Here is a 21,926-nt window from a genome sequence, read left to right as displayed (position 1 = left end):
TGTCATGCCTTCAAAGCTTTCTTTTTCTGAGCCATTACCACGCTCTGGATCAGAAGGAATATACAAAGCATAGCAGCAATTGTAATTCCTGTCCACCACGCCTGATCAAGACCGGCTGATGAAACTATATTCTGAATTGTACTAAGTGACAGTACTCCGAAAAGTGTTCCGATAATGTTACCAACACCACCTGTCAGCATTGTTCCACCGATGATAGAGGATGCGATAGCATTCATTTCCATACCCATTGCATGGCTGGCTGAACCGGAACCTACATGCAGGAAATATACATAACCGCCAATACCTGCAAGAACACTGCAAAGCATGTGAGAAAGGAACTTTGTTCTCTTTACGTTTATACCAAGCATAAGTGCGCTTTGTTTATTACCGCCAACTGCATAGAAGCTGCGACCAAGCTTTGTCCAGCGAAGGACAATGAACAAAACAGCAACAACGATAAGAGCAACAATAACTCCTATTTCAACATATGCAGGAACGTAAATTCCTTTTTTATTGGTAGTTCCCATACCCGGGATTATAATTCTCGTAAGCTTAAGTGCTGTGAACTCCTCATCAGCAACGTTGAAAGGAGCCGTATTAACGATTGTTGTCATACCTCTTGCAAAGAACATGCCTGCAAGTGATACGATGAAGGGCTGTATATCAAGATATGCAACAAGGAAGCCCTGAACCAAACCGTATAAAACACCTATACCAAGTGCAATCAGAATTGACCCGATTATGCTTCCATCATGATAGTCAAGATAAACAGCGCAGCACATGGATACAAGTGCAACCACACCGCCGACTGAAATATCTATTCCGCCCGATATCATAACCACGCTCATTCCACAGGCTGTTATGATCAGTGCCGCATTGGCATTTAAGATATTGAAAAACATCTGAGGTTTAGTAAAAGCACCACCCTGAAAAACAATAGCTCCGATATACATAAGGAAAAAGATCACTACTGTAATTGTCAGGAGAAGCGATGTGTCGTTCATCCTTCCAAAAATGCTTTTCTTTTCATTTGAATTACTCATTCAGGCCACCTCCTTTTTAGCAGGTGCAACCTTTTTGGCAAGCTGCTTCATATAATCTCTTACTGTCGGTGCAGAGAAAACAACAAGAACAATAACAACTATTGCCTTGTATGCTGCAAGCGCATCCGACTGAACATTGAATTTGTAAAGTGTTGTTGTAAGGAACTGAATTACATATGCACCAAGGATTGAAGCCCACATATTGAACTTACCGCCGGAAAGAGCATTTCCTCCAAGCGCTACTGCAAGGATGGCATCCATCTCAATATCCTTGGCTATTACCGAATAGTTGATTGTGGAAAGACGGCTAACCTTGATAAGAGCCGCAACCGCAACACAAAGTCCAAGTATTACAAAGCTAAGGAACTTTATAAAAGTAGGATTGATACCGTTAAGTCTTGATGCACCTTCATTGATACCAACTGCCTGTGTATACAGTCCAAGATTTGTAAACTTAAGGACAAGTGCTATCACAACTATGCATGCTGCAACAATAAACACCGTTGTCGGAATCGGAATTCCCGGAATAAAGCTTCCGAAATATGCAAACTTCGGATCCGGTACTATCGGCAACTCATTGTTGTTAATCCAGGCAGCAATCGAACGTCCTGCCGTAAACAAAATCAGTGTTGCAATCATTGGCTGAATCTTAAATACTGCAACCAGCATTCCGTTAAACGCACCACAGATCATACCGACTACACATGCCACAAGGAATGCAACAATTATAGGTGCTGCAAGCTCAGTAGGTCTTGAGGTTCCACCGCACAAAACTCTTAGCATTGCTGAACCTGCGATAGCGATTGTTGCTCCGACTGAAATATCCTGTCCGCCTGAAGCTGCTGTTACAAGTGTCATTCCGATAGCAAGAATACCAAGCTCTGAGCCGTAATCCAGAATCGTTATAAGATATCCCGATAACACGGGATTACCTGCATTATTTGTTCCAAGTGTGATTTTGAAAAATCCAGGATCATTTATCAGGTTTATTACCGCCAGGAGAAGAATAGCCAGGATCGGAATAAACAACTGATTTCCTACGAGCTTCTTAAAAAAGCTCTCATCTTTATTTGCTGTTTTACTCATATCTTACTTATCCCCCGCGATCGTACTCATTATCTTATTCTGTGTAAGGTCTTCTCCGGAGAGTTCGCCTACAACCTTTCTGTCTCTCATTACTACCAGTCTTGAACAGGTTCTGAGCATCTCATCTGTTTCTGAAGAGATGAAAGTAACACTCATTCCATCCTTTGCAAGTTCAAGAACCAGCTTCTGAATATCAACCTTTGTTCCTACATCAATACCTCTTGTAGGTTCATCCAGAATCAGATATTCAGGATGCATCAAAAGCCATCTTGCAAGAATAACCTTCTGCTGATTACCACCTGAAAGCTGTTTTATTGGTGTTTCAGCTGAAGCGGTTTTGATATTCAGCTTCTTTATATACTCATCAGCAAAGGCATTGACCTGCGCCTTACTGAAGGGCTTGAAAAATCCTGTAAGCACCTGAAGTGCAAGAATTATGTTTTCCTTAACAGACAGGTCTCCTATAATTCCGTCTCCTCTTCTGTTCTCAGGAAGATATGCTATTCCGTTTTTCATGGCATCAAGCGGATTACTTATCTTTACTTCTTTACCATGCATTTTTACTGTGCCGCCAATTATGCGGTCAGCTCCGTAAATAGCTCTGACACACTCACTTCTTCCCGAACCGAGAAGTCCGGTGAATCCATTGACCTCACCCTTTTTAATATGAAAATCAAAAGGTTTTATTCCGGCATTACTCTGAAGTCCCGATGCCTCAAATACTCTCTCATCAGCATCAGCTCCTTCGTATGCACCGCCTTCCCCTTTGATATCAGAAAGGTCATCCATCTCCTTACCAAGCATCTTAGCAACAAGCTGTACTCTGGGAAGATCTTTTATCTCATATTCTCCCACCAGCTTACCGTCTCTGAGAACAGTTATCTTGTCGCAAACTTCATATACCTGATCAAGGAAGTGTGTAACGAAAATAATACCAACTCCTCTTGCCTTAAGGTCTCTCATGAAACCAAAAAGCTTTTCAACCTCCTGCTCATCAAGTGATGATGTAGGCTCATCAAGAATAAGAACCTTACAATCCATATCCACAGCTCTGGCAATTGCGACCATCTGCTGAACAGCTATTGAACAGTTTGAAAGCTGCTGATTTGCCCTTGCAGGAATCTCAAGAGACTGCAGAATTTTGTCTGCATCCTCGTTCATCTTTTTCCAGTTTGTTATCTTCCCTTCACCACGTCCTATAAACATGTTCTCTGCCACAGTCAGGTTCGGGCACAGTGTGATTTCCTGATAAACAGTACTGATACCATACTTCTGTGCATCCTGCGGAGAATGTATTGCAACCTCTCCCTGTCCGTCAAGAGTGATTGTACCCTTGTCCTTTGTATATACTCCCGTGAGAACCTTTATAAGAGTTGACTTTCCGGCTCCGTTTTCCCCCATAAGTGCATGGATCTCACCCTTATTCAGAGAAAAATCCACATTTTGAAGCGCCTTTACTCCCGGAAAGGATTTATATATGCCTCGCATCTCGAGCACTCTGTTTTCTTCCACCGGCTTTACCTCTCTCTTTCCTTCAAAAAGTTAGCGCGATGCGGATATTCCGCACCGCGCTTAAAAATCATTTTCTAATAATTAGATACCATATTTATCAACGTCGTCCTGAGTAATTGTCTCAGCATCGAAGCCCTTCTCATCCATGATGATGGTCTTCTCTGAAAGTGTTCCGCCGCTCTCAAGAGTCTTGATGATCTCATCAATGTAGCTAGCCTGGAAAGGATTGCACTGTCCATCATAGTTCCAGTTCTGAGCAAGGAGCTCTTCAAGTGCCCACTTGTTGCAGTCATAACCCATAACGATTACGTCTTTGCCTACACCGTGAGAGATACCAGCTGCATCAAGAGCTGCAACTGCACCCTTAGCCATATCGTCGTTCTCTGCATAGATTACATTGAAAGGTGTGCCTGCATCGATAACTGACTGAACGATCTGCTGAGCTTTCTCTGCATTCCACTCAGCTGTCTGCTGTGTAACAAGGTTCCATGTGCTCTCAGCTGCTACCTTATCACTAAGTGCGCCGCTTCGGCCCTGCTGAGCTGCTGAACCCATAACACCCTGGATGTGGATGATGTTGTACTCATCAAGTCCCTGACCTGCGAGCCACTCAACTGCCATCTCACCTTCCTTAGCCATATCGGATACGATTGAAGCCTCATAGAGACTGGGATCTGCATCGATTGTACGGTCGAAAAGGATAACCTTTACGCCTGCTGCCTGAGCATCCTGAAGAACTGAATCCCAGCCTGCTGTATCAGCTGCTGAAAGGAGAAGATAATCAACTTCATCCTGGATAAAGCCCTGAGCTGCTGTGATCTGCTCATCATTCTTTAAGCTGTATGCAAATTTTGCATCATAGCCATTTGCTTCTGTAAACATTGCCTTTAAATCTGCATCGTTAGCTGTACGATAACCGGACTCGTTAGGATCGTTGTTAATGATACCAACTTTGATGAGGTCGCCTGATGCTGCAGATGTATCTTCTGTAGCTGTTTCCTCAGTAGTTGTCTCTTCGGTTTTCTCCTCCGCTGCAGGCTCTTCTGCCTTCTCTTCTGTTGCTGCAGGTTCTGCAGGAGTTTCCTGCTTAGCGCCGCCGCCACAAGCAACAAGGCTAAGTGCCATTGTGGATGCCATCAGAATTGACAATACTTTCTTCTTCATAACTTTTTTTCCTCCTAATTAAAAAAAGTAGTCATTAAGGGACCATTCCCTTAACAACTACTATTCTAAGTTTTTCGGCGTAAAAAACCATTAAATAAAAAATGGATTAATGTTGATTTTTTTACACATTTTTATAATAAGTTCATTTTTTTACGATTTCGGTTAAGATTTTCGGAAGTCGGATATTTACAATGGTTCCACCACCTTCTGTGGAGTCTATGCCAACACCATAATTATCGCCAAACGATAGTTTAATTCTCTCGTTGATATTATATAAACCGTAGATAGTATTATCCTCAGGCTTTTCCTTTTTAAGATTTTCTCTTATTTCATTCAGCCTCTCCGGCGTCATTCCACTGCCGTCATCCTTAACTGTTATCTGAATATACTCTCCCAGGTCTCCTCCTGTAACGATTATCTTTCCTCCGCCTCTCTTATTCTTAATACCGTGATATAACGCATTTTCCACCACAGGCTGCACAGTTATCTTAGGAATCGTATAATTATATATTTCCTCAGGAACATCAATCTCATAAGTAAGGATATCCTGATATCTTATCTGCTGAATCTCCAGGTAGCTTCTTACATGCTGTAGCTCCTCGCGGATAGTAACTATCTCTTTTCCTTTATTTAATGAGGTTCTGAAAAAATCGGAAAGGCTTCCAACCATACTCACAACCTGCTTTTGATTTCCTGCTTCAGCAGACCACACAATGGCATCCAGAGTATTATATAAAAAGTGCGGATTTATCTGTGCCTGCAGCAGCTCAAACTCAGCCTTTCGCAGCTGCTTCTGCTCACTTTTTACAAGTTCTTCTATTGGCCTTGTAATCCACAGTGGCCCCCAGAATGAGAGCACCGTGACAAAGATAACTATAAATGCAAAGATTCCGGTTGAAATTTTTACGATATCAAAATAAAACGCTCTGGTCTCAAGCTGCGCAGTCTGAAGCTGCTTATTTTCATAATAAACATATTCATTGATAGTCTCCTGCATAAGGGACGTAACTATCTGAACATCATTTTCCCAGATGGTTATGTTATCCTCATACCGGTCATCATATTCCATGTTGTTTTCGATTCTCTGAATATAAACCTCAAGATTATCAAGGTACTTGGCAGCACTCTCAAGACGTTTCCTGTTACCTGCATCATCCGTGTAATCCTCAAGGCTGTCCACAACCTTCCTGGCATCGGCAAGATATCCCGGGATCTTGGATTTTTCAAGCGTCACATTACCCACTATTAAGAGATAGGTTTCGTAATCAAAATCCTCCTTGAAATCCAGACTGAACTCACTGGCCTTAACAACAGATGCCAGCATTTCATTGTATCTCTCGTTTACCTTCCAAAGATTGTAAAAAGCATATACCATGAAAACAACACTGGGCAAAAGCAGAATCAGGTAAGATATACGTATCTGTGTTGCAAGCTTGGACTGGCCTTTGCGGAACCTTTTACTTTTTACCTGCTCATTTTCCATCAGCCTTCCTCCGTGCGCCCGCCGCTTCTGTACTGCGTAGGAGTAACTCCCTGAGTCTTTTTAAACAGATATGAAAAATAATGCGGATCCTTATATCCAACCAAAAATCCAATCTCGTTGCTCTTCTTGGAAGTGCTGCTCAGCAGATCCTTAGCTGCATTCATTCTGTAATCAGTCAGATACTTAATGAAAGGCTGCCCTGTCTGCTGCCTGAAAACAGCGCTGAGATGATTGGGTGAAAAATTGACATGCGCCGCCAAAGTATTTAGAGAAAGATCCTCCTCGGTATAGTGCTCCTCTATATAGGAAATAACCTCATTAACAGCATCGCGGTAATGCCCCTTGGAATCATCCTCTCTAAGAGCCGCTCCCTGTCCGACTATTCTCACAAGATACTGAATGGTTCTGCCTTCATCTGCAAGAACCTCTGCCGTGGGAATCTCCGGTTTTTCATCCTTATGCAGCTCGTTTTCAAGGAAGTCTGCCACACAAAAATAGATATCCATGGCTATATACTGGCGAAGAAGCGTTGACCTGATGGCCCCTTTGCCCATTCCGTTTATAAACTCCTCTACGAAAAATTCAGTTTCCGATACATCGCCGCGTCTCAGGAATTCCTTGATAAGCCGTCTGTCTATGTGCTTGGGATCAATTTCAGACAAAACAACATCATCTTTTCCGGGATGAAGTCTCTCCTCAGATCCCACCAGAAATCCGTTATCCTCTGTTAAATACATATGAGCAAAGGCTCTGCTCGCCCATCCGAAAGCAACAGGAATATCTGTAATTCTACCGACGCTCTGACCCACACCACCAAAATATCTGATGTGATGATAGTTATCAAAAAGCGTCTTCATCTCTGAAATGCTTTCTTCAATATTTTTCTCTATGGTGCCATCGTCATCTCCTTTAAATAAAAGCGCAGCACCCTCTACTCCCAGGTCAAAGAAAATTGCATCTGTTTTTTCAGCAATCTCCCTCACACCCTTCTCTATTTCAACAACGCTCTGTGAATACTCATAGGCATCATGTCTTGTTGACCAGACCTTTATCAGAATCACGTTATATCTGATCGCAGCAAGATCAATGGACAGTTTTCTGGCACTCTCGATAAGCTCAGACAGTCCCTTCGTTCCGGCTATCAGGTCACTGAAAAGCTCATGCTTTTCGTATTCAGTGCGTTCCTTCATTTCTTCTTCATAACGCTTCTTTATCTCTCGCTCGCGTCTTTTTTCTTTTGTCTTTTCAGCAAGGGCATCGATTTCTTTTAAAAGATTATCACCGCTTATGGGCTTTGAAAGATAGCAGGATACACCTATCCTTATGGCCTCCTGTGCAAACTGGAAATCCTCATAGCCTGTAAGAAGAATGATCTCTATCCACGGAAACTTTTCCTTTACCATCCTGCTAAGAGTCAGACCATCCATAAACGGCATCTTTATATCCGTAATAACAATGTCCGGCTGAAGCTTCTGTATCATGGGAAAAGCGACTTCACCGTCACCGGCTTCCCCGCAAAACTCATAGCCGTGTGCCTCCCAATCAACATTATTCTTTATGCCTTCCCTAACGACAAATTCGTCCTCAACCAAAAATACCTTCATACATTCCCCATTTCGTATAGTCCATAGTCCGGATTGCCAAGAGCTATATTCTATATTTATATTATTATGATAATACAAAATACCCCTCCGGGTACGATATTCTGTCCTACTCATTATGAGCAAGACATGATATCGTCGCCCGGAAGGGTCATTTTATTCATAATTCAAGGAGTTTTATTCGTAAATCTTTGCTTTCTCTTCGCCGTTCATAACACGAAGTGCACCCTGAGCAAGAGCAAGGAGCTCATCCTCTCCGGGATATACTGTTACAGGTGCGATGAACTTAACCTTCTCGGTAAGTCTGTCCATAAGAGGAGCATTGTAAGCAATACCACCTGTGATAATGATCTGGTCAACCTTACCGTCAAGTACTGCTGCCATTGATCCGATGTTCTTAGCAAGCTGGAAGATGAATGCGTCGATAACGAGCTTAGCTGTGTCGTTACCCTCATCTCTCATCTTGATAACATTTCTCATGTCATTAGTTCCAAGCCATGCATTGAAGCCGCCCTTACCAACTGCCATCTTTCTAACCTCTGCCTCAGAGTACTTACCTGAGAAGCAAAGCTTGATAAGACCGCCTGTAGGAAGTCCACCTGCACGCTCAGGTGACATAGCACCATCACCATCAAGTGCATTAAATACATCGATGATCTGTCCGTTCTTGTGGGCACCTACGGAAACACCACCGCCAAGGTGAACTACTACAAGATTGATATCCTCGTACTTTTTGCCGATTTCCTTTGCATATCTTCTGGCAACAGCCTTCTGATTAAGTGCATGGAAAATTGATACTCTGGGAAGCTCAGGAAGACCTGAAACTCTTGCCTCATCACAGAGCTCGTCAACAACAACGGGATCTACGATATAGGAAGGAACACCTATCTCATCAGCGATTTCCTTTGCAAGAAGTCCGCCGAGGTTACTTGCGTGCTCACCCTGAACACCGGCCTTAAGATCCTTAAGAAGAGCATCGTTAACTTCATATGTACCGCCCGGTATAGGCTTAACAAGTCCGCCACGGCCTACAATAACATTGAAGGACTTAACATCTACATCTGACTCTTTAAGGAAGTTGAGAATGAGTTCCTTTCTCCAGCCAAGCTGATCTGTGATGTGCTCATACTTGGAGATTTCTTCTGTGGGATGACGAAGTGTCTCATCCATCTTAAGTGTCTCGTCCTCGAAGATACCAAGCTTTGTTGATGTGGAACCGGGATTGATAATTAAACTTTTAATCATGGTCTTCTCCTTTTCCCCTTATATTATAAATTTTTCTCTTCTGCAACTACTGCTGCAAGTGCGATAGAGTTGAGCTTAACCTCAACAGAATCTGAACGCGATGTAAGAATAACGGGAGCCTTTGTTCCTGTTAAGATGTTACCGTTTTTAACTGTTGCAAGACGAACGATTGTCTTGTAAGTAAGGTTACCTGCATGAATATCAGGGAAAAGAAGGATATCTGCATCACCTACGATCTTACGATCCTTAGCGCCTGCCTTGTGTTCAGCAGCAGAAGGATCAATAGCAAGATCCATTGAAAGAGGTCCGTCAACGATACAGTTCTTGATCTCACCTGCCTCATTGAGACGTGTAAGCTCAGCTGCCTCAACAGTTACGGGCATCTTGTCATTTACTACTTCTACAGCTGCAAGGGGAGCAACCTTCGGGCACTCAACGCCACATGCTCTCGCAACGTTTACTGTATACTCAATGATAACCTTTTTATCTTCAAGAGTCGGATAAGGCATGAATGCAACGTCTGTAAGGAAAAGAAGACGATCAATGCCGGGAATCTCAAACACACATACATGAGAAAGAGGACGACCTGTGCGAAGTCCAACCTCCTTATTAAGAACGGACTTAAGGAATGTCTTGGAATCAAGCTGACCCTTCATATAAATATCAGCCTTGCCATCGTGAACAAGTGATACTGCCTTTGTTGCAGCCTCTACTGTATCCTTCACATCAATGATCTCAAACTGTGAAAGATCCATGCCCATACCTGCAGCAATCTTCTCAATCTCTTCCTTATCTCCTACAAGGATAGCGTCTGCAATGCCGCGCTCCTTAGCAAGCTTAACCGCCTCAAGAACAGGCTCGTCCTGTGCGCATGCAACCGCAAGCTTCTTTGTGCTGGCTGTTTTTAACTTTGCAAGAATATCGTCGAAACTCTTACTCATTTGTGTTCCTCCTGATTATTTAAATAATTCAAAATAACTGTACCACATAAACCAGATTTCGCGGCAAGCCTAAAAATCCCACTTGACGCTCTATTCAAATAAATATGGCACATCGTTAAAAGTTTACCACGATGTGCCACGCTTTTCAATGAGACCTAAAGCTTAAATACTCATTACTTCTATTAAAATTTCATTATTATTTCAGTCTTGTGAAATACTCTTCTATTATATATGTAGGTATCTCTGAATTCATAACGTAATTCTTATCATCATCAATCATCTGAATAAGAACATCCGCTATCTCCGGATCAAACTGCGTACCCTTGCCTCGTTCAATCTCATCTCTTACCATTTTCTGCTTCATAACACCTGAATAATTCCTCTCGGAGCTCATTGCATCATAAGCATCTGCGACCCCTATTATTCGTGCCTCCTCAGGTATGGCATTGCCAACAAGTCCATCGGGATATCCGCTTCCGTCATACCTCTCATGGTGCCATCTTGCTCCTACGGCAAGCCCCGGAATCTCTGTGATATCCTGAAGAATTCTGGCACCAATCATAGGATGCTTTTTCATAAGGTTATATTCTTTTTCCTTGAGGCATTCCGGTTTAGCTGTTATTGAATCCGGAATCCCAATCTTGCCTATATCATGAAGCAGCCCCATTTCATATATCTCATACTGCTCCTTACGGCTCTTGCCAAGACGCCTTGCGATTTCCATGGAATAAAGAGCAACTCTCTCCGAATGTTCCTTAGTATATCTGCCGTTTTCATCCGCAACTCTTGCCAGAGCATGCATCAGTTGGTCTGTAAGTCTTTTTAACTGATGATATTTCACTTCAAAATCTTCCATTATTATTACTACTTTCCCTCTATGTTTAGATAAAAATTTCCTACATAAAATAATTTTATGTAGGAAACCATTTTACCTTCTTTAGTACCAAAAGTGAACTTAAGATTTTCTTAAAATCCCTCTCTTCTCCTTTGGGCACGAAGCTCTATTCTCTTTTCAGCGCCCTGCCACTCTGCTCTCTCGGACTCGGTGCGGACATTCAGTCCATATGGTACGGTTGTGGGCTTACCCTCCTCATCTACACAGACTTCTGTAAGATATGCTCTGTTAACAACATGTCTCATACCTGTTCTAAGATCTTCAACATAAGTATCAACGCGAACCTCCATGGAAGTGGTTCCGACATGCGTTATATGTCCTTTAATCACTACAATATCATTGAGCTTAATAGCCTGTTTGAACTGCATGTTATCAATTGCAGCAGTAGTAACCGGGGTTCCCGCATGTCTTAACGCAACTGTACCGGCAACCTGGTCAATCCAGCTCATCAGCTCCCCACCGAAGAGACGCTCATAACCGTTGATCTCATCATATTTTACGACTCTTGTCCACTCAGTGACAGAATCCTCTACATTTTTACTTGCTATCTGGTGATCTACGTGAAAAACTCTGTTGTTCATAACAAGCCTCCGTTTCTGAAGATATATTTAATTATATCACAGAAAACGGGGCACGTGATTATTTAATAGATAAAACCATCTCCGCGGTTTCAAGAAGAGATGTGCCGGAATCCATGGAGCATTTCTGAAGATATTTGTGTGCCTCGGGCTCAGTCATATTGTGACGTTCCATGAGAATAGCCTTGGCACTGTCTATTATTTTCTGATCCTCAATGCTTCTGAATCTGCGCTTTTCCTTAATCTTTTTACGTCTGAGCTGAACACCCTCAACCATCATGGAAAGGGTTGAAAACAGATCATCCTTTTTAAGAGGAGTAGGAAGATACACAATATTTTCATGATCGTGGAGAGGAAGCTCATCAGCCTTTACCGGGCTTGCAACCAATAGCATGGTGAAATACTCTGGCATATCACCCGCAAGCTCAGTGCACAGCATGTCACCCAGTCTTGAGCCGCAAATGACCACGCCGCTACCCAGGTTCTCCATTGCAGTGAGAACCTGGGCACCGGTTGAGCAAATGCTGGCTATTTCAAAGCCGCCACGCATCAATATGCTTTTGAAATTCTGCGCATCCGTCTGCTTCGCGAACGCAACGATAATGTTTTGCAAGCTGGCACTTCCCCGAGCCCCTCATCCGTCAGCTTCGCTGACACCTTCCCCCCCAGGGGGAAGGCTTTATATTATGATTGACTCTAACTTTCTTATTAGACAATTCCTACTTACTGAGTTTATAACTGCTTGTTCCAGTATTCCCTGAACGCTCAGTTTTACTGCTTGTTCCAGTATTCCCTGAATGCTCAGTTTTACTGCTTGTTCCAGTATTCCCTAAATGCTCAGTTTTACTGCTTGTTCCAGTATTACCTGAATGCTCAGTTTTACTGCTTGTTCCAGTATTACCTGAATGCTCAGTTTTACTGCTTGTTCCAGTATTACCTGAATGCTCAGTTTTACTGCTTGTTCCAGTATTACCTGAATGCTCAGTTTTACTGCTTGTTCAGATACTCCCTAATTTCCCACTGGGTTACGCAGGTTCGGAAATTCTTCCATTCGCTGCGCTTGGCATCAAGATATCTGTTGAAAACAGCTTCCCCAAGTACACTCTTTACAAACTTATCCTTCTTATAGCTTTCGATTGCTTCTCCCAAAGTTTCAGGAAGAGTGGAAAATCTTGTTTTTCTAAGTTCCTCATCAGTCTTGTTTTTCAAATTGATCTTAAGCTCTGCAGGAGGTGTGAGTTCTCTCTTAATACCATCCATTCCAGCTGCAAGAATCAGTGCCAGTGCAAGATATGGATTGCAGGCTGCATCCGGATTTCTAAGTTCTATTCTTGCATTTCTTCCTGCCATTGTGGGTATTCTGATAAGAGCACTTCTGTTTGTGGAAGAAGATGACCATGAGACATTTACAGGTGCATCGTAGCCGGGTACAAGTCTCTTATAAGAATTAACAAGCGGATTTGTCACAAGGGTCATTCCGCATATATGCTCAAGGACACCCGCAATAAAATGATTGGCAATCTCAGAGAGCTTTCCGTCTTTTCCTGCAAAAACATCCCTGCCTTCCTCATCCTCACACAGGATATTTATATGCATACCGGAGCCATTCACACCTTCCTTAGGCTTGGGCATAAAGGTCGCATAGAGTCCGTGACGCTTTGCGATTGTCTTAACTGCCATCTTGAAGGTCATTATCATATCAGCCATTCTTGCTGCATCATCTTCTGTAAACTCTATCTCGTGCTGCGCAGGAGAAATCTCGTGATGAGATGAAGTAATATTAAAATCCAACTCCTCAAGGTTCATGATGATATCTCGGCGAACATTCTCACCCTGATCTGCAGGAGCAAGGTCAAAATATCCTGCATTTTCATGAGTCTGTGTTGTAGGCTGTCCCTCATCATCAAGGTCAAACAGGAAAAACTCAAGCTGGGGATCTGCCTTGAAAATAAGCCCCATGCTCTTTGCTTCCTCAAGAACCTTTTTAAGAATATTTCTGGAATCCCCTGAAAAAGGCTTTCTGTCAGATGTGTAAACATCACAGAACATTCTTGCCACCTTACCGCTCTGCGGTCTCCAGGGATATATCTGAAAGCTGTCCAAATCAGGATACAGATACATATCGCTCTCCAGCTCTTCAAACTTATCGCCGGTAAGGCCGGTGAATCCTTCTATTGCAGAGCCGTCAAACATGCAATCATTATTAAGTGCACTCTCAAGCTGGCCTGCAGTTATTGCTATATTCTTTGGTGTTCCGAAAATATCGCAAAACTGAAGTCTGATAAAAGCGACATCCTCTTCCTTTACAATTCTAAAAATATCCTTTTTGGTTAGCTTGCCCATTTCTCCTCTTTTCTGTGTCTACAAAAAAGCGACACCAAAATCTAATTAAATAGGTTTTCTTTTGAAAAAAGAAAAAAGGCAAAGGCACTTCTTCTAAAATGAAACGGCGCCTTTGCCTTTCGTCTACAATATCAAATAACACACTTGCGCGTCAACTGATTTTTATTTATGAATACCATCTATTTGCGACGATGATTAAGGAATTTTGAAAGCTCTGCCTTAATTGCCTTAAGCTCAGCAGGCTCAGCTCTCTTAACAGCTTTAACCTCGATTTCCTTAAATTCAGCCGGAAGTCTGACATTGTCGCCTTCAAAGGGATGAATCACACCTGTCTCATCTCCGCAAATAACTGCTCCGTCACAAAAAGCAGACAATTCAGCCAGAATATGTTCGCTGGGGCTTGCACCTCCAAAAGCTGTCATACACATGCAGAATCTCTCGCGAACACCATTGTAACCGGTAGCAGGATTTACAGGCTTTTCATTAATAGCTGCATCTGCATACTTCTGCATGATCCCTGCACTCTTTGAAGGGTACTCCCTCTTTTTGCGGCCGTAGGTACCATATGGATTAAGGCTAAGATGCTGTCCCTCTCCGTCTGTCATAAGTCTACCCGGACATACAGCAAGCCCTCCAAGAACAGTCCTTGGCATTCCCAGAAGGATTCCGGATAAAGCCCCCTTTGTTCCTACGATTCCCGCTGTAAGCTGATGATTAAAGGATTCCAGGTTCTCATTGCCCTTAACCGCTTTTCCGAAAACAGAAACAGGAAAATCACTCACATCGCCTGTAAAACTCTTTCTGACAACAGATACACCTGCGCGGTATAGCGGTGTAATCTGGAAGGGAGCAATCTCCTTTAATGATGAAGCTGCCGGCGCATTGTGCATATCAGGATAAGTAACATCCATGTGTATAAGCACCCCGTCCACCCCCTTGAGAGCAGAGGTCTTTATAATCTGCATAGTATACTTTCCCGGTTTGGATCCGTCAGCTGCGTAAATGGAGCCTGATATTTTTACACCATCTCCCTTACCGGCAAGCTCAGCAGGACCAACCTCATCGCAGTGGAATTCCGAAATTTCATCGCCGTGTTTTATAAAGGATGAAAGGAACGTATCATCACCAATTCTCTCATCACCATAGAACACTTCGCGGATTTTTCCCTTTGATGCTCCGGTTCCGCCCACTACTATCTTAAGTCTGTGTCCGGGGCTTGTAATTACATAACTGTCCCTCTCTACTCCTGCAATAAGCGCTGCTGCCTTCCCGGCACTCTTGGCACTGTTCATCGCTGCTATGCGCTCTGCAACAGCAGGGTTCTTTGGCTCCTTAACCGGCTCCGGCTTTGCCTTAAGCTTTCCCTGCGCCTCAAGGAGTCTTTTCATAGCACCCTCCGCATGGAAAACAGGATGATCCTCAGGTCGCAGTTCAATGAGCGGCTTATGGGGCTCCTTCGGAATATCAGATCTGTCAAAGTGATAATAAATCTTGTAGGTGCTCTGAGCCTCTGCAAACTTCATTACCACAAAAACAGAATTAACGTACCCGTTTTCTTTCCCCATCTCAACTGCTGTGTAAGCATCTATCGGGCACTCATCGCACTCGAGTACAAGTGTACTGATTTTTGGACACTGACCATTGTTGATTTCAAGCTGGAAGGATACTGTTTTTCTTCCCGAAGGATTCATGATAATGAAAGAATTTCTCTCCTCATCATCCTTTCTTCTTGAATAGAGATGCTTTCCAATGGCACTGTTGTTAAGTCTCTGACGTCCACTGGTTCTCATGGACATCTCTTTAGCATTTATGGCTTTTCTTTCTATCTTCTGAATATTGCGTGAGAGCCTGTCTATCTCACTGAATCTTTCCTTTGCCGGAGCAGGTGAAAAAGGTCCAAACTCTGATGCAGACAATATTTTTACTCTCTCAGCCAGAGAGTCCGAAATCCTCTCCGCACTGTAAATCCTGCTGCCCAGTCTTGCTCTCTCAATTCTGGTCCAGATAAGTCTGTCATAGGGAAGCTCACTATAGCTTGAAAGATCACTGCTTCTGCCCTCAGCCACATCGCCTGCAAAGGTAATTTCCGCTACCGGAGCATGATCTCTCAAATATCCGCTTGGCGTGTTATAGGCAACAAAGTCAAGCTTACGAAGCGCCCGTAAAAATCCGGCCAGTCCCTCTGTGCCTGCTGCCTTTCTGAAAAGGCTTCTGATTTCCATAGGCTCCCACCAGGGACTTTTGATATCAGCACCTGCAAGAACGAAAAGGTCTCCATCAATCTCACCTGAAACCTGCTTTTCATGAAGGCCTGTGAGGAACTTTGTCATGGAACCGGCTTCAATCCAATCAGCAGGTGTGTAGTAAGGAACTACCGTTATTGAATTATTACCATGTCTATATGTAGCGGGATTGTAGGTCTCATAAGAAGATTTTCTAAGCTCTCTGCAGACTGTAGACAATGCATTTGGCCCAACATTACTGTTTCCCAAAAGCACGGTTTTAACACCGTACTTACGCAGCCTTCCTATCATGGATGGCGAAAAAATATCACCTTCTGTACGAAGAGTACCGGACGTTTCCCCTAGCTCATTTGATTTATAATGAAGAGCCAAAGCAAGCTCTTTTCCGGTCATTCCCGCGAAAAGGTTAGCATGCCTGCCGGAGAGCAAAAGCTCATCTCCTCTTTCGCGAAGTCTTGCCTTCACTCCTTCAATAACATCAGGACCAAGTGACGGCAGGATTCTTCCAAGTGTGTAATCATTCTCAAAATCCCATGCCGCCTTAACAGGCTGTCCGTCGTTATTCGCTTTTGACAAAATATCAAGGATCTCCCGTATACGGGTAAGGTCTCTTCCGAAGCCCTTATCATCGTTGGTATCTCCGAGATTCGCATGATAAAGATTTACATGAAAAAGAAATCCGAAATGGATTCTATGACTTGTCCCCATAAGTCAAACTCCCCCAACTTAATGTTATATATTACTCGTTCTTACTAATCCTCTCCAGCTCAATTATATCCGCAATCTGCTCCGGTGTAAGAAAGCCATCGTCATGCTTTGGTGCAAAAAGGCCCTCATCTACCGCATTGCCGTTCTGATTAAAATATCCGTCGAAATCATCCGGAAAACCGCCTGCAGATGTTCGTCTTCCCTTAGAAGAAACATCATTTGTCATCCTTCTCTCATCGAGTGAAGGCTTTCCCGGATACGCTAGCTTTTCTTCCTTAGGCTCAGGCCTGCTGCTCATACTACTGTTATAAGCATCAACAAATCTGACCTGATGCCCTGTCCTTGTAGCGGATACACCTGCTGCACTTCTGTAATCAGGCTCATTTGATGAATCAATCATATTCTTAAGCTCATTTTTATCCCCAACTATCTTTGAGATGAAGTCGAGCTTCTTCTTTGTTTTTTCAGATGGTCTGAAGGATGCTCCTTCCAGTGATGCAAGGTCTGCCACCATCTGCTTCGACGTCTTGCTGGCGCCGCCTTTTTCCTTCTTAAGATCCTCCAAAGGATTCTCAGGTTTCTGAGGTCTTAGCTTCTTAGCCTTAACCGGTGTTCTGTCCTCTATTGATTCCAGTTCTGCAAGATCATCTGCATCAACGAGAGGTGTTCTGTCCTCAATTTCCGACAGATCATCTATATTGGCAACGCGCTCTGCCCTTGCACGCATAATTTCTGCTTCGGATCTCTCAGGAATAAGATCTGCAGCTTCATCAGGTGTCATAAGCTGAAGCTCGGGATCCTCTTCAATCTTCTCATATTTTGACCCGGATGTCCCACTCTTCGGCGCTGAAGCCCTGGCGGCTTCTTTCTTCGCAGGCTTTTCAGATGCAGGAAGCTCCCACTTACCCTCATGCTTTTTACTCTCATAATCCTTGGAAACTGCAAGCTGCGGAACGTAATTAACGGGTATCTTATCACCTGATGCAATCTTTTCATCCGGAGATTCTGCAATAGCCAGAATATCATCAACCTTAAGGCCAAGCTTCTCCTTCTTCTTGTTGCTTATAAGAGTCACCAGATCTGCTCCCATTGCATCAAGAGTGCAACCAACTGCAGGCTGACCGTTCATCATAAATACACGTACTACTGTCGCTTCACATGCATAAAAATGGAAATAGGTAGGATCGTACCTAAATGACGCTATAATGTGATCCCCAACTTTCACAGAAGCTTCGGTATCGAGAATGAATGCGATACCCTTCATGGAAATATCATAGACAAGAGCATTTCTGATATCCTTACTGTCACCGATTCTGATAACTCCAAGTCTGTCGATATCATATCTCTCAGCCTGTCTGCGATTTACTATCTTTCCTTCATCCGTACATCTTATGAGATGGAACTTACCATACTTGGTCTCGACAGGAGCTATCCTGCTCGCCTCATATTCATAAGACCTGCCGTCACGCTTATTGACTGCCACAACCTTTGAAGGCTCAGTGAAAACCAAATCCTCATCAAAGTAAGTCAGAGAGTCCACAAGAAGACCATCCCGAACACCTATCTCTGCCTTAGTGATAAGCAGAATTCCATGTCCGTTGATGGATGCATGAATTTTAATTTTCGAATCTTTCATTACGTCACTTAGTTTCATATGAATATTTTATTACAATGGCTATATCTTCGCAATTATAAAACGCGCATCTACGGGCAAACGCACACAAAAAATCGCAACGAAAAAGCAGCCTTAAAACTATATGAGAATTAAGACTGCTTCTTTCAAATGTTTTTTTGTTTAGATAGCCGCAAAACCTTTTTCCAGATCAGCGATAATATCATCCACATGCTCGGTACCGATTGAAAGTCTGATGGTACTCTGTGTGATACCCTGATCCTTAAGCTCCTCATCACTTAACTGTGAGTGGGTTGTTGTAGCAGGGTGAATAACCAGGCTCTTTACGTCTGCAACATTTGCAAGCAGTGAAAAGATTTCAAGGTTATCAATGAACTTCCACGCAGCGTCTTTTCCGCCCTTTATCTCAAATGTGAAGATTGAAGCGCCGCCGTTGGGGAAGTACTTCTCATAAAGTGCATGATCCGGATGATCAGCGATTGAAGGGTGATTAACCTTCTGGACTTTAGGGTGGTTCTTAAGGAACTCCACAACCTTCTTCGTATTCTCCGCATGTCTGTCAAGACGGAGAGACAATGTCTCCACACCCTGCAGTAGGAGGAAAGCATTGAATGGAGATATTGTAGCTCCGGTATCTCTAAGAAGAATTGCCCTGATATAGGTAACAAAGGCTGCAGGACCTACCGCATCATAGAAGGATACTCCATGATAGCTAGGATTGGGATCAGCAATGTTCGGATACTTTCCGCTTGCCTTCCAGTTGAACTTACCTGACTCAACGATGATTCCGCCAAGAGTTGTTCCATGTCCTCCGATAAACTTGGTTGCGGAATGAACAACGATGTCTGCACCATGTTCGATAGGTCTGATGAGATAAGGTGTTCCGAAGGTATTATCAATAACAAGCGGAAGACCATGTTTATGAGCTATCTCTGCAATCGCGTCAATATCCGGGATGTCACTGTTGGGGTTACCCAATGTCTCAAGGTAGATTGCTCTTGTGTTATCCTCGATAGCACCTTCAACCTCTGCAAGGTTATGTGCATCAACAAAAGTGGTTTTAACTCCATACTGAGGAAGTGTATGTGCCAGAAGATTGTAGCTTCCACCATAGATTGTCTTCTGTGCTACTATGTGCCCACCGTTTGCTGCCAGTGCCTGAATTGTATAAGTGATAGCTGCTGCTCCTGATGCAACTGCAAGTGCTGCACTTCCTCCTTCAAGAGCTGCTATTCTCTTTTCCAAAACATCCTGAGTGGAATTTGTAAGTCTTCCATATATGTTACCTGCATCAGCAAGTCCGAATCTGTCGGCTGCGTGCTGGCTGTTTCTGAATACATAAGAAGTTGTCTGGTAAATCGGAACTGCTCTTGCATCTGTTGCCGGATCCGGCTGTTCCTGTCCTACGTGTAACTGTAATGTCTCAAATCTGTAATTGCTCATTATATTCTCCTCCTACTTACGCTTTTTTCTATATATGTTTTTTCTGTTCGTTTGTTGTTGAAAAAACTATATAACTATTTACATACTGCGTCAATAGGTTTTACAATAAACAAAACTTATTGCCTTCGATAGAATGTGCTTATAGGTCTCGTAGTCTCATCATAAATATGGAATATTCGTCGTTTTGAAAATCCAGATCGGGTGAGTTTTCACCGCCCCCGTTAGTGCTGCGCTTAATCTCAGCATAGAATTCTTCGCCTTGGTTAACTATATCCATAACGGACATATATATACCGTTTTCGCTTGCTATAGCGCAGAAATCAGCAACCGGATTCACTGATTTTTGAGTATCAAGTAAACGCTCTTTTAGTTCCGCATTTTCTCTTGCCATATCTAATAATTCATCGAGTTTCTCAGTAATTCCCATTGCTTTTTCCTCCCCGAAGTGTAGTTTTATAAAATTATATTATAAACTACGTTTTTATGCACCATATAACTGCATCTTTTCCATCTGTTATTTAGAATGTTCTCTCATAATTTTCCTGACAGTAAACAGCATCGTTATGAAGCAGGCCATACCTCCAACTACATTACTTATGGGTTCAGCTGCAAACACGCCGTCAGTTCCCATGTTGAACAGATATGGAAGCATGTAGGTAAGAGGAACCACTATAACTACCTTTCTGAATAACGAGAAGAAAATCGCATGTCCTTTTCTCCCCAGAGACTTAAAGGTGACCTGTCCGGTGTGCTGGAAGGTCATAAATATAAAGGTCGAAAAATACAGGTTAAAGGCAGGAATCGCATCAGCAAGTATTGTCGTATCATTACTGAATATTCCGATTATTGCAGCAGGGAAAATTCTGATAATGAGCCATACCGATAATGAATACGCAAGATCCAGCGCCAGCATGATAATTATTGCCTTCTTTATCTTATCGTATTTCCTTGCTCCGTAATTAAAGCTTATTATAGGAGATGTGCCTTCTGAAATAGCCAGAATAGGTGTCTCCATCATCTGCCTTGCAGAATTGACTATTGTCATAATAGATACGTAGATATCGCCTCCTACATCAGCAAGCACGTTATTGCAGGATATCTGCACTGCAGCGTTTGTGAACTGCATCATGAAAGCAGCTGTCCCAAGACCGATGATTCCTCTTGCTCTTTTCCCACAGTGCCGTATCTCGTCTGCATTCATCAGATGTAATTTGTATTCGCACTTTTTCCCAAATAAAAATTTAAGAACATATACTGCCGACAATGCCTGAGAAATAATCGTTGCAAGAGCAGCACCCTGAATCCCCATTCCAAAAAGGAAAATAAAAATGGGATCAAGAACAATATTGGCAACCGCCCCAACAATAATCGTGGTCATTCCCACAAGAGAAAATCCCTGTGCAGTAATAAAGGGATTCATTCCCGTGGCAATCATTGAAAAGAGTGTCCCAAGCAGATAAATACGCAGGTACGGGAGTGCATAAACCATGGACTCTTTTGAAGTCCCAAACAGAGACAGTATTGGCTGCCCAAATATTTCACCTATAATAATCAGAACCACACCCGTAGATATAAGCAGGAAAAAGGAAGTATTCTGTATGGCCCTTGCTTCCTTTTCATCGCCGCGGCCTCTGGCTATGGAAAAAAGCGGTGCACCTCCGCTTCCATACATATTTGTAAAAGCAGTTATCAGGATAACCAGTGGAAAACAAAGTCCCACTGCCCCCAGCGCCACCGTTCCGATAACCGGAATACGTGCGATATATATTCTGTCAACTATGTTGTATAAAAGGTTCAGAATCTGAGCCACCAGCATGGGCATTGCCGTCGCCAGTATATTTTTCAGAGTTCCGCCATTCTTAAAATCTACCTGTCTCATTTTCACTTATAAATCCTTACTAATATATTTTTCCGTCAGTTGCCGAAAATACAGATTTAGCTTATACTTAAGCAACATATATGTAAAATACTATTTTTATAGACTTAATATATATTTCATATATACCAG

At 42.9% G+C, this 21,926-nt stretch carries 17 protein-coding genes; all 17 read right to left on the bottom strand.

Annotated elements, in window-relative coordinates; all coding sequences use genetic code 11:
- Nucleotides 1-2: 2 nt before the first annotated feature.
- The 17 genes from G602_RS0100885 to G602_RS0100805 all read right to left on the bottom strand — a co-directional run bounded on the left by G602_RS0100885 (nt 3) and on the right by G602_RS0100805 (nt 21,797).
- Nucleotides 3-1,043, bottom strand: a complete 1,041-nt coding sequence (locus G602_RS0100885) for an ABC transporter permease subunit (RefSeq protein ID WP_026657203.1) — start codon at nt 1,041-1,043, stop codon at nt 3-5.
- The gene (locus tag G602_RS0100880) at nt 1,044-2,129 is read right to left on the bottom strand and encodes an ABC transporter permease (protein ID WP_026657202.1); all 1,086 of its coding nucleotides are present in this window, start codon (nt 2,127-2,129) and stop codon (nt 1,044-1,046) included.
- Between the two features lie 3 nt (nt 2,130-2,132).
- On the bottom strand, nt 2,133-3,641 hold the full coding sequence (locus G602_RS24705) for a sugar ABC transporter ATP-binding protein (RefSeq protein WP_330368962.1): 1,509 nt from the start codon (nt 3,639-3,641) through the stop codon (nt 2,133-2,135).
- A gap of 81 nt (nt 3,642-3,722) precedes the next feature.
- Nucleotides 3,723-4,805 (bottom strand): ABC transporter substrate-binding protein, encoded by a 1,083-nt coding sequence (locus tag G602_RS0100870; protein WP_026657201.1) that lies wholly within the window; start codon nt 4,803-4,805, stop codon nt 3,723-3,725.
- A 142-nt stretch (nt 4,806-4,947) separates the two neighbouring features.
- Nucleotides 4,948-6,288 carry a sensor histidine kinase gene (locus G602_RS0100865; protein ID WP_044930716.1) on the bottom strand — a complete coding sequence of 447 codons (1,341 nt, stop codon included), beginning with the start codon at nt 6,286-6,288 and terminating at the stop codon, nt 4,948-4,950.
- Entirely contained in the window at nt 6,288-7,892 is a 1,605-nt protein-coding gene (locus G602_RS0100860; RefSeq protein ID WP_044930715.1) for a response regulator, read from the bottom strand. Before G602_RS0100860 ends, G602_RS0100865 begins: the two co-directional genes overlap by 1 nt.
- Before the next feature lie 174 nt (nt 7,893-8,066).
- Nucleotides 8,067-9,134, bottom strand: coding sequence for a butyrate kinase (gene buk, locus G602_RS0100855; RefSeq protein ID WP_026657197.1), 1,068 nt, complete (start codon nt 9,132-9,134; stop codon nt 8,067-8,069).
- A 23-nt stretch (nt 9,135-9,157) separates the two neighbouring features.
- Nucleotides 9,158-10,075, bottom strand: a complete 918-nt coding sequence (gene ptb / locus G602_RS0100850; RefSeq protein WP_026657196.1) for a phosphate butyryltransferase — start codon at nt 10,073-10,075, stop codon at nt 9,158-9,160.
- A 196-nt stretch (nt 10,076-10,271) separates the two neighbouring features.
- Nucleotides 10,272-10,931, bottom strand: a complete 660-nt coding sequence (locus tag G602_RS24700; RefSeq protein WP_049944988.1) for an HD-GYP domain-containing protein — start codon at nt 10,929-10,931, stop codon at nt 10,272-10,274.
- A gap of 110 nt (nt 10,932-11,041) precedes the next feature.
- On the bottom strand, nt 11,042-11,551 hold the full coding sequence (locus G602_RS0100840) for an acyl-CoA thioesterase (protein ID WP_044930713.1): 510 nt from the start codon (nt 11,549-11,551) through the stop codon (nt 11,042-11,044).
- Nucleotides 11,552-11,609: 58 nt separating this feature from the next.
- Nucleotides 11,610-12,161, bottom strand: coding sequence for an ANTAR domain-containing response regulator (locus tag G602_RS0100835; RefSeq protein WP_026657194.1), 552 nt, complete (start codon nt 12,159-12,161; stop codon nt 11,610-11,612).
- Nucleotides 12,162-12,535: 374 nt separating this feature from the next.
- Entirely contained in the window at nt 12,536-13,891 is a 1,356-nt protein-coding gene (glnA, locus tag G602_RS0100830; RefSeq protein WP_026657193.1) for a type I glutamate--ammonia ligase, read from the bottom strand.
- A gap of 179 nt (nt 13,892-14,070) precedes the next feature.
- The gene (locus G602_RS0100825) at nt 14,071-16,842 is read right to left on the bottom strand and encodes a hypothetical protein (RefSeq protein WP_026657192.1); all 2,772 of its coding nucleotides are present in this window, start codon (nt 16,840-16,842) and stop codon (nt 14,071-14,073) included.
- A gap of 31 nt (nt 16,843-16,873) precedes the next feature.
- On the bottom strand, nt 16,874-18,478 hold the full coding sequence (locus G602_RS0100820; RefSeq protein WP_026657190.1) for a PilZ domain-containing protein: 1,605 nt from the start codon (nt 18,476-18,478) through the stop codon (nt 16,874-16,876).
- Nucleotides 18,479-18,637: 159 nt separating this feature from the next.
- Nucleotides 18,638-19,918 carry an O-acetylhomoserine aminocarboxypropyltransferase/cysteine synthase family protein gene (locus tag G602_RS0100815; RefSeq protein WP_026657189.1) on the bottom strand — a complete coding sequence of 427 codons (1,281 nt, stop codon included), beginning with the start codon at nt 19,916-19,918 and terminating at the stop codon, nt 18,638-18,640.
- A 139-nt stretch (nt 19,919-20,057) separates the two neighbouring features.
- Nucleotides 20,058-20,345 (bottom strand): hypothetical protein, encoded by a 288-nt coding sequence (locus G602_RS0100810; protein ID WP_026657188.1) that lies wholly within the window; start codon nt 20,343-20,345, stop codon nt 20,058-20,060.
- Between the two features lie 87 nt (nt 20,346-20,432).
- Entirely contained in the window at nt 20,433-21,797 is a 1,365-nt protein-coding gene (locus tag G602_RS0100805) for an MATE family efflux transporter (protein WP_026657187.1), read from the bottom strand.
- Nucleotides 21,798-21,926 lie beyond the last annotated feature (129 nt).

Source organism: Butyrivibrio sp. AC2005, assembly GCF_000424145.1.
Classification (GTDB): Bacteria; Bacillota; Clostridia; order Lachnospirales; family Lachnospiraceae; genus Butyrivibrio.
Note: the sequence above shows the minus strand (reverse complement) of the source record. Positions and strands in the feature narration are given on the sequence as shown.

Excerpts from the sequence above, each read along its gene's own strand:
- G602_RS0100880 (WP_026657202.1), bottom strand. The coding sequence starts at position 2,129 with ATGAGTAAAACAGCAAATAAAGATGAGAGCTTTTTTAAGAAGCTCGTA.
- G602_RS0100805 (WP_026657187.1), bottom strand. The coding sequence starts at position 21,797 with ATGAGACAGGTAGATTTTAAGAATGGCGGAACTCTGAAAAATATACTG.
- ptb (WP_026657196.1), bottom strand. The coding sequence starts at position 10,075 with ATGAGTAAGAGTTTCGACGATATTCTTGCAAAGTTAAAAACAGCCAGC.
- G602_RS0100810 (WP_026657188.1), bottom strand. The coding sequence starts at position 20,345 with ATGGGAATTACTGAGAAACTCGATGAATTATTAGATATGGCAAGAGAA.
- G602_RS0100885 (WP_026657203.1), bottom strand. The coding sequence starts at position 1,043 with ATGAGTAATTCAAATGAAAAGAAAAGCATTTTTGGAAGGATGAACGAC.
- buk (WP_026657197.1), bottom strand. The coding sequence starts at position 9,134 with ATGATTAAAAGTTTAATTATCAATCCCGGTTCCACATCAACAAAGCTT.
- G602_RS0100820 (WP_026657190.1), bottom strand. The coding sequence starts at position 18,478 with ATGAAAGATTCGAAAATTAAAATTCATGCATCCATCAACGGACATGGA.
- G602_RS0100815 (WP_026657189.1), bottom strand. The coding sequence starts at position 19,918 with ATGAGCAATTACAGATTTGAGACATTACAGTTACACGTAGGACAGGAA.
- G602_RS0100860 (WP_044930715.1), bottom strand. The coding sequence starts at position 7,892 with ATGAAGGTATTTTTGGTTGAGGACGAATTTGTCGTTAGGGAAGGCATA.
- G602_RS24700 (WP_049944988.1), bottom strand. The coding sequence starts at position 10,931 with ATGGAAGATTTTGAAGTGAAATATCATCAGTTAAAAAGACTTACAGAC.
- G602_RS0100865 (WP_044930716.1), bottom strand. The coding sequence starts at position 6,288 with ATGGAAAATGAGCAGGTAAAAAGTAAAAGGTTCCGCAAAGGCCAGTCC.
- G602_RS0100825 (WP_026657192.1), bottom strand. The coding sequence starts at position 16,842 with ATGGGGACAAGTCATAGAATCCATTTCGGATTTCTTTTTCATGTAAAT.
- G602_RS0100870 (WP_026657201.1), bottom strand. The coding sequence starts at position 4,805 with ATGAAGAAGAAAGTATTGTCAATTCTGATGGCATCCACAATGGCACTT.
- G602_RS0100840 (WP_044930713.1), bottom strand. The coding sequence starts at position 11,551 with ATGAACAACAGAGTTTTTCACGTAGATCACCAGATAGCAAGTAAAAAT.
- glnA (WP_026657193.1), bottom strand. The coding sequence starts at position 13,891 with ATGGGCAAGCTAACCAAAAAGGATATTTTTAGAATTGTAAAGGAAGAG.